Source organism: Marixanthomonas ophiurae (assembly GCF_003413745.1).
GTDB classification, from domain to species: domain Bacteria; phylum Bacteroidota; class Bacteroidia; order Flavobacteriales; family Flavobacteriaceae; genus Marixanthomonas; species Marixanthomonas ophiurae.
On sequence record NZ_QVID01000001.1, the window covers coordinates 1,619,692 to 1,631,243 of the forward strand.

The 11,552-nt window shown below is 36.9% G+C and carries 13 protein-coding genes; 3 read left to right on the forward strand and 10 right to left on the reverse strand.

Going from position 1 to position 11,552, the window contains the following annotated elements:
• From DZ858_RS07410 to kynU, 4 genes are read right to left on the reverse strand one after another with little or no spacing between them, the layout of a single operon-like run.
• Positions 1 to 834 carry an alpha/beta hydrolase gene (locus DZ858_RS07410; protein ID WP_117158927.1) on the reverse strand — a complete coding sequence of 278 codons (834 nt, stop codon included), beginning with the start codon at positions 832 to 834 and terminating at the stop codon, positions 1 to 3.
• A 53-nt stretch (positions 835 to 887) separates the two neighbouring features.
• Positions 888 to 1,316 carry a RidA family protein gene (locus DZ858_RS07415; RefSeq protein ID WP_117158928.1) on the reverse strand — a complete coding sequence of 143 codons (429 nt, stop codon included), beginning with the start codon at positions 1,314 to 1,316 and terminating at the stop codon, positions 888 to 890.
• 6 nt (positions 1,317 to 1,322) lie between these two features.
• On the reverse strand, positions 1,323 to 2,744 hold the full coding sequence (locus tag DZ858_RS07420; RefSeq protein WP_117158929.1) for an FAD-dependent oxidoreductase: 1,422 nt from the start codon (positions 2,742 to 2,744) through the stop codon (positions 1,323 to 1,325).
• Between the two features lie 30 nt (positions 2,745 to 2,774).
• Positions 2,775 to 4,043: a kynureninase gene (gene kynU, locus DZ858_RS07425; protein WP_117158930.1), complete on the reverse strand. Its 1,269-nt coding sequence runs from the start codon at positions 4,041 to 4,043 to the stop codon at positions 2,775 to 2,777.
• Positions 4,044 to 4,167: 124 nt separating this feature from the next.
• Here kynU and DZ858_RS07430 point away from each other — a divergent pair, with 124 nt between their 5' ends.
• Positions 4,168 to 6,327 carry a T9SS type A sorting domain-containing protein gene (locus DZ858_RS07430; protein ID WP_147309578.1) on the forward strand — a complete coding sequence of 720 codons (2,160 nt, stop codon included), beginning with the start codon at positions 4,168 to 4,170 and terminating at the stop codon, positions 6,325 to 6,327.
• A gap of 1 nt (position 6,328) precedes the next feature.
• Here DZ858_RS07430 and DZ858_RS07435 read toward each other — a convergent pair whose 3' ends face one another.
• Positions 6,329 to 7,030: a hypothetical protein gene (locus DZ858_RS07435; RefSeq protein WP_117158932.1), complete on the reverse strand. Its 702-nt coding sequence runs from the start codon at positions 7,028 to 7,030 to the stop codon at positions 6,329 to 6,331.
• A gap of 170 nt (positions 7,031 to 7,200) precedes the next feature.
• On the opposite strand from DZ858_RS07435, the gene DZ858_RS07440 reads away from it, so the two are divergent.
• Positions 7,201 to 7,392: a GNAT family N-acetyltransferase gene (locus tag DZ858_RS07440; protein ID WP_239990764.1), complete on the forward strand. Its 192-nt coding sequence runs from the start codon at positions 7,201 to 7,203 to the stop codon at positions 7,390 to 7,392.
• A gap of 61 nt (positions 7,393 to 7,453) precedes the next feature.
• Here the strand turns inward: DZ858_RS07440 and DZ858_RS15350 are convergent, their stop codons facing one another.
• Positions 7,454 to 7,585 carry a hypothetical protein gene (locus DZ858_RS15350; RefSeq protein ID WP_262511339.1) on the reverse strand — a complete coding sequence of 44 codons (132 nt, stop codon included), beginning with the start codon at positions 7,583 to 7,585 and terminating at the stop codon, positions 7,454 to 7,456.
• Positions 7,586 to 7,629: 44 nt separating this feature from the next.
• On the reverse strand, positions 7,630 to 7,788 hold the full coding sequence (locus tag DZ858_RS07445) for a lmo0937 family membrane protein (protein WP_117158934.1): 159 nt from the start codon (positions 7,786 to 7,788) through the stop codon (positions 7,630 to 7,632).
• A 203-nt stretch (positions 7,789 to 7,991) separates the two neighbouring features.
• Here DZ858_RS07445 and DZ858_RS07450 point away from each other — a divergent pair, with 203 nt between their 5' ends.
• Positions 7,992 to 8,795 (forward strand): class I SAM-dependent methyltransferase, encoded by an 804-nt coding sequence (locus DZ858_RS07450; protein WP_117158935.1) that lies wholly within the window; start codon positions 7,992 to 7,994, stop codon positions 8,793 to 8,795.
• Between the two features lie 34 nt (positions 8,796 to 8,829).
• Here DZ858_RS07450 and msrA read toward each other — a convergent pair whose 3' ends face one another.
• The 3 genes from msrA to DZ858_RS07465 form a co-directional block, all read right to left on the reverse strand.
• The gene (gene msrA, locus DZ858_RS07455) at positions 8,830 to 9,510 is read right to left on the reverse strand and encodes a peptide-methionine (S)-S-oxide reductase MsrA (RefSeq protein ID WP_117158936.1); all 681 of its coding nucleotides are present in this window, start codon (positions 9,508 to 9,510) and stop codon (positions 8,830 to 8,832) included.
• Positions 9,511 to 9,621: 111 nt separating this feature from the next.
• Positions 9,622 to 10,404, reverse strand: coding sequence for a zinc ribbon domain-containing protein (locus tag DZ858_RS07460; RefSeq protein ID WP_117158937.1), 783 nt, complete (start codon positions 10,402 to 10,404; stop codon positions 9,622 to 9,624).
• A 3-nt stretch (positions 10,405 to 10,407) separates the two neighbouring features.
• Entirely contained in the window at positions 10,408 to 11,502 is a 1,095-nt protein-coding gene (locus DZ858_RS07465) for a Nif3-like dinuclear metal center hexameric protein (protein ID WP_117158938.1), read from the reverse strand.
• Positions 11,503 to 11,552 lie beyond the last annotated feature (50 nt).

Below are 11,552 nucleotides of genomic sequence, written 5' to 3' on the forward strand. Positions count from 1 at the left end.
TTATTTTTTCTCTTGCGAAGTAAATAATTTTTTAAAAGCATCGTACACGGCCAAATGCAATGCATCACCGTGATCTTGCTCTTTTAAAAAGTGATAATATAAAGACGTGTTTTTCTTTTTGTTTTTGTTCAGTTTTTTATGAAGCTGCTTTGCCACTCGCTTCATCACATTTCCTTCTTCTCCAACAGCGACGTAGATTGATTTTTCTGTGCTATAAGGTTGTGGTTCTTTTTTTAACAACGATTCATAATCGTACCACAAACTCGGACTAACGATAATGTAGTTTTTAAAAAGATTAGGCTTTTTAAATAAGATTTCAGAAGCCAATAAGCCACCCAACGATTGTCCAATTAAGGTTTTTTCTGAAGTAACTGGGTATTGCTTTTCCACTAGGGGTTGCAGCTCTTTTTCTATAAATGCAATAAATTTTTCTGAATGACCGGTTTCTGGATATTTTTTAACGTACTCTTTATCGGTAGAAGGATAGGTGAAGTCACGATTCCTGCTCACATTGGCAATTCCGATTACAATGGTTTCCGGAATCATATTAATCCACGAAAAGGATCCAAACTGAACCAAGCCTGCAATATGAATAAAATCTTCATCGGCCGAACCATCCAACAAATAAATAACGGGGTATTCTTTTTCTTCGGAAAAATTATGTGGCAAATAAACGTTTAACGTTCGCTCTTCTTCTAAAGTTTCAGAATAAAACGTAAGTGTTTCTCCAATTGAGAAAGGTTCTTTTGAAACTTCAATAGGCTTTGTTTGCGCATAGCTTATTGAAACAGATAAAAAGAAAATGGACAGGACTATTTTTTTAATTGCTTTCATTGATATTAATTTTACTCACTACTCACTACTCACTACTCACTACTCACTACTCACTACTCACTTACAGGCTTATAAGCCATTGCCTTAATTTCCACCATTAAATGCGGATGCGGCAATTGATGCACTGCAACAGTGGTTCGTGCTGGGCCTGTTTCTTTTTTAAAATATTGCGCATACACTTCATTATAGCCTGCAAAGTCATTCATGTTAACCAAAAAAGAGGTTACATCGACTACATCATCCATAGTGGCGTTTTCTGTAGCTAGATAATCCTTAATGTTTTCGAGTACGGCACGGGTTTGTTCTTTAATATCGAATTGCATGCTGCCCATTTCGTCTACTTGGTTGGCACCGGCAATAGTGTTGTCGGGTAGTCTAGAGCTGGTTCCACTTATAAAAATGAAGTCTCCCACGCGTTTTACGTGTGGATAGGCTCCTCGAGGTTTTGCTTTTCCGTCGACTAATTTACTTTTGTTTCTCATGTTTTTTTATTTTAAGTTTTTTACCACCGCATCATCGTGCATAATCTCTTTGGTCTCGCGTTTTACCAATTTTAATTTTTCTTGAAGCGATAACGAATCAGGTAATTTTCCATCGTCTAGCAAGTTTAAGATGGCTTTGTCTTGTGCCCGTCCTTTTCGTAAAGCCTCATCGTAAGTGATGTGTTCGTTAAAGGTAACTAAAGAATATTTACTATAATATTCCTGTGGAAACTCCGCTTCAAAAGCAGTTTCCAGTTTTCGTTTGCGTTGGAATAATGGACTTGCCGTGTGCTCTTTCATTTCGTGAAAGTTATCGACCGCTAAATCGGCAATGGCGTCGGTGTCTTTTTTGCGATTGACTTCATATTCTTGAAAAATAGTTTCCCAGTGAAGCGTTCCGTCGGTGAGATTGCTTTCATATTTCTCTAAAATTTCATCAAAAACCACTACATCTTCAAATGAGGCATTCATTCCTTGTCCATAAAATGGAACGATTGCGTGAGCCGCATCGCCCAACAATAAAGTTTTTCCGTAGGTGCTCCAAGGAGAACATTTTATGGTGCCCAGTGGCCCTGTTGGATTATTAAAAAATTCTTCAGCTAAATTAGGCATCAATTCTAATGCATCAGGAAATTCTTTCTCGAAATATTCAGTAACCCGTTCTGGAGTGTTTAAATTTTCGAAACAATAATCGCTGTTTTTATATGGAAGAAATAGGGTAACGGTGAAACTTCCATCTAAATTGGGTAAGGCAATAAGCATATCTTCTCCGCGTGGCCAAATATGTAATGCATTGGTGTAGGTACGATATCCTCCGTCTTTTTTAGCTGGAATCTCCAGTTCTTTATAACCGTGGGTTAACCAATCTTGTGAAAAGCTAAATAAAAACTTTTTGTGCAAGAACATATTTTTTCGAACGGCTGAACCGGCACCGTCAGTTCCTAATAGAATATCTCCGCTTAAAGTGACTTCTTCATTGGTTTCATAATTTTTAAAAGTTGCTGAAGCGTTGGGCAAATCAACCGTTTTGCAACCATGATTGAAAATAATTTTCACATTCGGCATCGCTTCCGCAGCATCTAACAACAATTTATTTAAGCCTGGTCTTGAAACCGAGTTGATGTATTCATTTTTACGTCCGCTGTATTTACTTAAAAATGTATTGCTTTGACGGTCGTGAATCATTCGACCGTTCATAGGAATACACAGTTTTTTGGCGTCTTCTTCAACACCGGCAAGTCGCAATCCTTTTAAACCTCGATCACTTAATGCTAAGTTGATAGAACGCCCGGCGTCTTGGGTTGTTTTTCGTAGATCAGGTCTTTTTTCAACTAGGGTAACTTGATATCCACGTTGAGCTAATCGTAAGCTGAGTAAACTACCGCAGAGTCCAGCGCCAATTACTAATATGTTATCTTTTGTGTTCATGGTGAAGTGATGAGGTTTGCTATAGTAGAATTAATTATTTAGCACTTGTTTCAGTTTTTGGACAAAGCCAAACACATCTGCAAAACTATTGTAGAGTGGAGCAGGGGCAATACGGATTACATCAGGCTCGCGCCAATCACTGATTACACAAGATTCGGTTAATTTGGTATGTAAGCTTTTATCGGCGTTTTTTACTTGAATGGATAATTGACAACCCCGTTCTTCTGGTGTTCTAGGTGTGATAACTGATATGCTTTCATTGTTCATGTCATCTAAAAGAAATTCTAAAAAACCAGTGAGTTTAACCGATTTCTTTCGAAGATTGTCAAAACCAGCTTCCTCAAAAACATCTAACGATGCTCTAATGGCAGCCATCGATAAAATAGGTGGATTGCTCAATTGCCAGCCTTCGGCACCTGGTAAGGCATCAAAATCTTTCCGCATATTGAAACGGGTTTGCTTATTGTGCCCCCACCAACCTGTGAAACGTTTTAACTCTTTATTATTTGCGTGGCGTTCGTGAACAAAACAACCGCCCAAACTTCCTGGACCACTGTTTAAATACTTATAACTACACCAAACCGCGAAATCTGCTCCCGATTCGTGTAAGTTAGGTTGAATGTTCCCAGCTCCGTGAGCTAAATCAAAACCTACTTTACAATCGTGTTTGTGTCCTAATTCGGTGATTTTTTTGAGTGGGAACGATTGCCCGCTATAGTAGTTTGTGCTACCAATCATTAATAAAGCGATTTCGTCGCCTTGTTCATTCATAATCGCTTCTAGATCTTCAAAACGACATAACTCTTCACCTTCTCTGGGTTTCCATAGGATGAGTCCTTCCTTTTCATCATGGCTGTGAAACTTTAACTGACTTTCCATCGCGTATTTGTCGCTGGGAAAAGCATCGGCTTCAATGACGATTTTATACTTTTTATCGGTAGGTTGATAAAACGAAACCATCATTAAATGTAAGTTGGTGGTCAGCGTGTTCATCATCACCACTTCGCTAGGTTTAGCACCTACTATTTTGGCCATGCTTTCGGAAAGCAATTCGTGATACGGCAACCAAGGGTGTTCGCCTTCGGTATGGCCTTCAACCCCTAATTTGGCCCAATCTTGCAATTCTTTTTGAATATAGGTTGAGGTGGTTTTAGGTTGTAACCCTAAACTGTTTCCGCAGAGGTAAATCAGTTCGTTGTTGTCTTTATCTTGAGGAATGTGGAATTTTTTTCTGAAATGCGATAAGCTGTCTTCAGTGTCTAATTGCTTTGCAAATTCCAGTGAGTTTTGGTAGTTCATACGATTCGTTTCGGCTTCTAACAAAAATAACAATTTAATATGGTTTATAATTACTGAAGTAGTGTCCTTAACGCATAAATTTTAACGTCTTGATTGTGTGATGTTTCGTACATTTGAATTCAATATGAAGAAATTTGTACTTCTTTTTTTAGTAGTAGTTGTTTCAACAACAGCATTTTCACAATCCATCGCTAGAAAGTGGAATGAGGAAGTGTTGCATGGCATTCGCAATGATTTTGCACGGCCGGTGGTGCACGCCCGTAATCTATTTCATACTTCGGTTGCGATGTACGATGTTTGGGCTGTGTTTGATAAACAAGCTGCGCCGTATTTTTTAGGAAATACCATTGATGGTTTTAATTGTGAATTTGAGGGGTTTGAAACTTCAGAAACAGTTTCCGAAGCACAAAAGAAAGCGATTAGTTATGCGGTGTATCGATTAATGAAACAACGTTTTCAAAACTCACCTGGAAGCGAAGAAATTTTTATGTCAATAGATAGTTTAATGGATGAATTAGGCTATGATAAAAACTACTCTTCAACTAATTATAAAAATGGCAACCCTGCTGCTTTGGGAAATTACATCGCCGAGCAATTAATAGCTTTTGGACTACAGGATGGCTCTAATGAAGCCAATGATTATGAAAATCGGTATTACGAACCTTTAAATGAAGCATTGAATCTCGATTTTGTAGGGAATTCAACATTAGAACATCCAAACCATTGGCAACCATTAAAAGTGGAAAATTGGGTAGACCAAAGCGGAAATACCATTCCGGGAGGACAACCACCCTTTTTAGGACCAGAATGGGGAGCTGTCGTTCCTTTTTCCTTAAATGAAAAGGAATTAAAAACATACTCGACATCAGGTTTTGACTATAACTGCTATTTTGATCCCGGTGATCCATGGTACATTCAAGATTACAAAGGAATAGATGATCCTTACAAATGGAGTTTTGCCTTAGTTGCTGTATGGAGTTCACATTTGGACTCTACCGATGAAGTAATGATTGATATCTCACCAGCAAGTATTGGTGACTTTGATAGCACCGATTTTCCTGCCACTTTTGAAGAGTATAAAACTTTTTACGATTATAAAGATGGAGGTGATCCTAGTAATGGACGCGAGCTAAACCCTGTTACGGGTGAGCCATATGAAAAGCAGTTGGTGCCTCGCGGTGATTACGCTCGTGTGTTAGCCGAATTTTGGGCAGATGGGCCAGATAGTGAAACCCCACCAGGGCATTGGTTTACCATTTTAAATTACGTTAACGATCAGCCGGAATTAACTAAAAAATTTAAAGGTATTGGTGAGGTTCTTTCAGATTTAGAGTGGGATGTAAAATCTTACTTTATTCTGGGTGGTGCTATGCACGATGTGGCCATTTCAGCTTGGGGTATTAAGGGATATTATGATTATGTAAGACCAGTGAGTGCCATTCGGTATATGAGTGATCAAGGACAGTCGAGCGACTCAGCATTACCACGTTATAGCCCGCACGGTTTACCGCTTATTGAAGGCTATATCGAATTGGTTGAGGAGGGTGATCCTCTTGCAGGAGCTTTTAATGAAAATTTACATAAGATTAAACTATATGCTTGGCGGGGACCGGGCGAGATTGCCGACCCTAATGTAGATGAAGCGGGTGTGGGTTGGATTTTAGCAGAAGAATGGTTTCCATACCAACGCCCATCGTTTGTTACACCACCATTTGCAGGATATGTGTCTGGGCATTCTACTTTTTCAAGAGCTGCAGCTGAAATATTAACAACGTTAACAGGAGATCCTTACTTTCCGGGTGGAATGGGAACATTTGAAGTAAAAAAGAATGAGTTTTTAGTGTTTGAACAAGGCCCGAGTATGGATATGCAACTGCAGTGGGCAACGTATAGAGATGCATCGGACCAATGTAGTTTGTCCCGTATTTGGGGAGGCATACACCCGCCAATTGACGATATTCCTGGGCGTGAAATAGGTGAGAAACTAGGAAAACATGCTTTTGAGTTTGCTGAAGCATATTTCACAAAAAGGGTAGCTGAAAAAGGCGTTGTTTTTCCGAATCCTGCTTCGGAAATAGTAACAATACTTTATGAAAGTGAAATCCCATTACAGATTTCTATTTTTGACTTACAAGGTAGGCAAGTGCTTTCTCAGCCGTCAGATTTCAGTGAAAACAACAAGGCAATGCTAAATGTTTCAGCATTACAACAGGGAATGTATTTTATTACACTTCAGAATAACGAAGAACAAAATATCTTTACAACACGGTTATTAAAAAAATAAATTACTTTTTGACTGTAACGTCTGTAAAGTATAATTTAAAACTTCCTGTACTGTCTTTATGCATAGTTGCGATTTCTAAACCATTATAATTTTTATAATCCTCCCAAGTGGTTGCCATCGTTGCGACAGAGTCGTTTCCTTTGCGGTACACCCATTCTTTAATTTTGTAATCATTTCCGAAGTATAAATCATAGGCGTCACCAGGAGTATAACCGCCATCGTTACTGTATACAACGGTTAATTGGTTAAGCGTGTCTTTTGAAATTGGCGCAATAACATTCTTCTTTTCAGAAAAGGTCGTGCCTTCATCCCACATTAAATTGAAAGGAGCCAAGAGCCAATACTTATCATTAATAAAACCAGCGTCTGCTTTTTGAATGGTGCTATCCATTTTAGTTCGGGCATAGTTTACAGTATCTTTTTCTGAAACCATTTTTACTTTATCTTCTTTGGGCATCCACGTCCAAGAGCGTTGAAAATGTTGTTCGCTGCGATCCACATTGAAGGTGAACGATATTTCAGAAACGTCATCCCAGTTCTCAAAACCATTAGCATACGCAATGGCTTCTGCTGTTGTTGGGTTTTCAGGCATCTTTTCTTCTGAAGTCATTTCGGCTTCTTCATCAACATTGTTTGATTTTGCATCGTTTTTACAACTTATTAAACTAGCTGAAAGGAAAATAAAAAAGAATAGATTTTTCATATAAGGTTTACTTTCCGTAAAAATACAGAAACTTACTTTCACCACATAAATTTCGTATCTTTAATAAAAAGTACTTAATAAAGAATAATGGGTTTTACAATCTTAGACAACAAAGAAAAAAACGGTTTGAAGCAACCGTACAAAAACAAACTGTAATTGTAGATTATAAAATAGAGGGGAACACAATTTATTTAACTCGTGTGAAAGTGCCAACTGAGTTGGAAGGGCAGGGGATAGGATCTTCTATGGTAGAACAAGTTTTGCAAAAAATTGAGGCTAAAGATTTGAAGTTGGTACCTGTTTGCCCATTTGTAAAATATTATATTGACAAAAAACCAAAGTGGAATAAGCTATTAGGTTAACAAACAATAGCCCTTTCAAAATTTTGAAAGGGCTATTTTTATACGTCTAGATGGTTGAAGGTTAATCTACTGCATCTTCTACGTCATCCGCAACATCTTCAATTTCATCTCCTACTGACTTGTTTTCGCGGCAGCTAACAAAGCCGGTACTAAGTAATCCTGCGACAAAGAATAATAAAAATAATTTTCTCATAATGTAAATTTTTAAGGGTTAGTTTTTATTTATTTTAAACCTATTTAAGGTCTTCTGCCAGTGGCAAGGCGATATAATATACCAATTACTGCCAATACTAGTAAAATATGAATTAGGCTACCAACTGCATCGGGAAAACCGATATACCCAATAAGCCATCCAATAATTAATATTACTATGATAAGCCAAATTAAATCTCTCATAATGATTGTTTTTTTGTTAAGTTGGATTAAAGCTACAATAAAAAACGTGTAGTTTTAACTATTTAACCTCTGTTTAACGCGTGATGTTAACATTTTAAAAAACTAATTCATAAAATAATAGTTAATGTTTATTTATAGGCATAAAATATAATTGAATCGTCAAAAAAATGATTTTTTTATACCTTAGCTGAAATTGTATGTAAATGAATTTTCAAAAAGAGTTTAATACGAATAAAGAAACGTGGGATAAAAAGGTGGCTATCCACGCAAAGAGCGACTTTTATGATATAGAATCTTTTAAAAAAGGAAAGACTTCATTAAATAGCTTTGAACTAGTAGCTTTGGGAGATGTTTCAGGAAAATCATTATTGCATTTGCAATGTCATTTTGGGCAAGATACATTAAGTTGGAGTAGGATAGGAGCAAAATGTACTGGAGTAGATATATCAGAAGAAGCTATAAAACTTGCCCGAAATTTGAATAATGAAATTAATCAAAGTGCTCAATTTGTTTGCTGCAATGTGCTAGATGTTTCGAAACATATTTCTAAAAAATTTGACATTATTTATACAAGCTATGGTGTAATAGGTTGGTTGCCAGATTTAAAACCATGGGCACAAATGATAAGTGAACGACTAAAACCCGATGGGGTATTTTACATCGTTGAGTTTCATCCAATAGCGTGGATGTTCGATTACTTGCAAGAACCACCAGAGTTAAAGTATGGCTATCACCAGAAAGGAGTGATTTATGAAGAATATAAAGGAACGTATGCCGATGAAAATTCCGAAATAATAAGCAAAGAATATGGCTGGAATCACAGTTTGGGCGAAGTTGTCACTTCACTTGCTCAAGCCGGTTTAGAAATAGAGTTTTTACGAGAGCACGATGCTTCCCCATATAACATATTCCCTGGTTTAATAAAAGCAGAAAATCAACTTTACGAACTTCCTTCAAAATTATATCCGCTAATCTTTGAAGTAAAAGTCACAAAAAAAGGAGCTTGATTAGCTCCTTTTTAGTTCTTCTTTTTCAATTTTCTTAATGACTAGCGTCCTCTTTTAAAAGTTCCGGGAATTTTTTCTGAAACTTTTTTAAACGAGGTATAGAAACATTTTGGATATAGGGATTCTGCGGATTGTTTTTCTCATAATTTTGGTGATATCCTTCAGCATCCCAAAATTTTTGAAATGGTAATATTTGTGCAGCAACCTTCCCTTCACCTACTTCTTTTTCCAATTCGGTCACTTTATTTTCTATAATTTGTTTTTGCTCATCATTTTGATAAAAAATAATGCTTCGGTACTGTGAACCTCTGTCTGGACCTTGACCGTTTACTTGTTTTATGTTTTGAGAACCAAAATAAACATCTACCAATGTTTTAAATGAAACTACATCTGGGTTGTAAATTATCTCGACAGCTTCAGCATGACCAGTAGTTCCTGTGTTACTTGATTCGTAGGTTGGGTTTTTAGTATGCCCGCCGCTGTAGCCCGAAATAGATTCTTTTACGCCTTCTATGCTTTCATAAATAGCCTCTACGCACCAAAAACATCCGCTGGCAAAATAAGCGCGCTCCAAGCCATCTTGGGTTGCAACTTCAACTGGTTGTTGGCTTTTTTGAGCCATAGCTTCTGTTTCTTTATTCTTTTTGTTGGACTGACAGGATACCTGAAAGGATAACAACATGGCAGTAATAACTGCTAAAAAAATCTTATTCATAATGGTTTCTTTTTTTGGGTAAGTCGGTTTTGTTAAAAAATCCTTTCAAGAAAAGCAATAAAAAAAGCCCTCACATTGTATGAAGGCTTTTAAATTTTTAGTTGGAGTTGTTTATGAAACTTTAGTGAAAAGTTTATCCATTTTTTCTTTTTCTTCCTCTGCAAGAGCAGGATCTACTAAAATACGACCACTGTGCTCATCTGCAATGATTTTTTTTCTGGAAGCAATTTCCATTTGCACTTGAGGTGGAATTGTAAAGAAAGACCCGCCAGAAGCACCACGTTCTACCGCAACTACAGCTAAGCCATTTTTCACGCTAGTTCGAATACGTTTGTATGCTTTTACCAAACGTTCTTCAATTTTCTTTTCATACTTTTCAGACTCCTTGATAAGAGCTTTTTCCTCTTTTTCAGTTTCTGAAAGGATATCATCCAACTCACTTTGTTTGTGCTTTAGGTGATCTTTGCGTTCATCAAGTTGCTCTTTTGTCTTCTCGATTACTTCTTTTTTCTGCTCAATCTGTGCTTTAAACTCTTTTATGTGCTTATCAGATAATTGAATTTCCAGTTCTTGAAATTCTACCTCTTTGCTCAAAGAGTTATATTCACGATTGTTGCGGACATTGTCCTGCTGTGCAGAATATTTTTTGATAAGTGCTTTAGACTCTTCAATACCATTTTTCTTCTCTTTGATATTGCCTTCAATAACCTCAAGGTCTGTATTGAGTTTGTCAAGACGAGTGTTCATACCGGCTACTTCATCTTCCAGATCTTCAACCTCTAAAGGTAATTCGCCGCGTACATTGCGGATTTCATCGATTCTAGAATCTATCAATTGTAGATCGTACAGTGCTCTTAACTTTTCTTCTACAGTGGTTTCTTTTTTCTTTGCCATAAATTAAAAATAGCTAATAGGATTGGTGTTTATTTGTGATAAAACGATTGCAAAATTACTAATTTTTTTTGTAAGGAAAGAAACTAAAAGGTCTTTTGTGTACTGTTCACTTTCATAATGACCAATATCGCACAATAGTATATTGTTTTCAGCCGTAAAAAAGTCGTGGTATTTTAAGTCTGCTGTTACGTAAGCATCTGCTCCTGCTGCTTTTGCAGCTTTAATGGCGAAACTTCCGCTACCGCCTAAAACCGCAACTTTTTTTATTTTTTTATTCTGAAGTTTTGAATGCCGCACGCATCCCGTTTGCATCGTTTCTTTAATAAATTTTAAAAAGTTGTCTTCAGAAACTTCATTTGAAAGTTCACCTATCATCCCCATACCTAAGTGTTGGTTTCTATTTTCTAGGGTGGTGATTTCATAAGCTACCTCTTCATAAGGGTGAGAGTCTAAAAGTGCTTTCATAATTTTACCTTCTTTGTGCTTATGAAAGGTAATGCCAATTTGAATTTCTTCTTCAAAATGTGTTTCCCCTTTATTACCAATTGTTGGGTTGCTTTCTTCATTTCCGTTGAAACTACCTTCTCCCTTAATATTAAAGCTACAATTGCTGTAATTGCCTATTTCACCGCCTCCAGCTTGAAATAGTGATTCTCGTACTGTTGAAGCATCTTTAACCGGAACAAATGTCACGAGTTTTTTAATAGCATTTTCTTTAGGTATTAAAACCTTCCTGTTAGTGAGTTTAAGCTTTTCGCAGATCATGGCGTTTACACCGTTCCAAGCGTTGTCTAGAGCAGTATGAATAGCGAAAATATTGATATCGTTCTTTATGGCTTTTTGCACAACGCGTTCTACATACGTTTTTCCAGTAATTTTTTTTAATCCTGAAAAAATAATGGGATGAAAGCTCACAATAAGATTACAGTTGTTGGCAATGGCTTCGTCAACGACTTCTTCTAAGGTGTCTAAAGTAACGAGAATTCCTGATACCGAAGCATTGGTATCACCCACTAACAAACCAGTATTATCAAACCCTTCGGAATAGGAAAGGGGTGCAAAATCATCTAAAATTTGAATTACTTCTTTTACTTTCATAAGCTATAGTTCATTTTACCGTAAAGATAGTAGTTTCAACTGTTTTACCA

Excerpts from the sequence above, each read along its gene's own strand:
- DZ858_RS07410 (WP_117158927.1), bottom strand. The coding sequence starts at position 834 with ATGAAAGCAATTAAAAAAATAGTCCTGTCCATTTTCTTTTTATCTGTT.
- DZ858_RS07460 (WP_117158937.1), bottom strand. The coding sequence starts at position 10,404 with ATGGCAAAGAAAAAAGAAACCACTGTAGAAGAAAAGTTAAGAGCACTG.
- DZ858_RS07435 (WP_117158932.1), bottom strand. The coding sequence starts at position 7,030 with ATGAAAAATCTATTCTTTTTTATTTTCCTTTCAGCTAGTTTAATAAGT.
- DZ858_RS07430 (WP_147309578.1), top strand. The coding sequence starts at position 4,168 with ATGAAGAAATTTGTACTTCTTTTTTTAGTAGTAGTTGTTTCAACAACA.
- DZ858_RS15350 (WP_262511339.1), bottom strand. The coding sequence starts at position 7,585 with ATGAGAAAATTATTTTTATTATTCTTTGTCGCAGGATTACTTAGTACC.
- DZ858_RS07445 (WP_117158934.1), bottom strand. The coding sequence starts at position 7,788 with ATGAGAGATTTAATTTGGCTTATCATAGTAATATTAATTATTGGATGG.
- kynU (WP_117158930.1), bottom strand. The coding sequence starts at position 4,043 with ATGAACTACCAAAACTCACTGGAATTTGCAAAGCAATTAGACACTGAA.
- DZ858_RS07450 (WP_117158935.1), top strand. The coding sequence starts at position 7,992 with ATGAATTTTCAAAAAGAGTTTAATACGAATAAAGAAACGTGGGATAAA.
- msrA (WP_117158936.1), bottom strand. The coding sequence starts at position 9,510 with ATGAATAAGATTTTTTTAGCAGTTATTACTGCCATGTTGTTATCCTTT.
- DZ858_RS07420 (WP_117158929.1), bottom strand. The coding sequence starts at position 2,744 with ATGAACACAAAAGATAACATATTAGTAATTGGCGCTGGACTCTGCGGT.
- DZ858_RS07465 (WP_117158938.1), bottom strand. The coding sequence starts at position 11,502 with ATGAAAGTAAAAGAAGTAATTCAAATTTTAGATGATTTTGCACCCCTT.
- DZ858_RS07415 (WP_117158928.1), bottom strand. The coding sequence starts at position 1,316 with ATGAGAAACAAAAGTAAATTAGTCGACGGAAAAGCAAAACCTCGAGGA.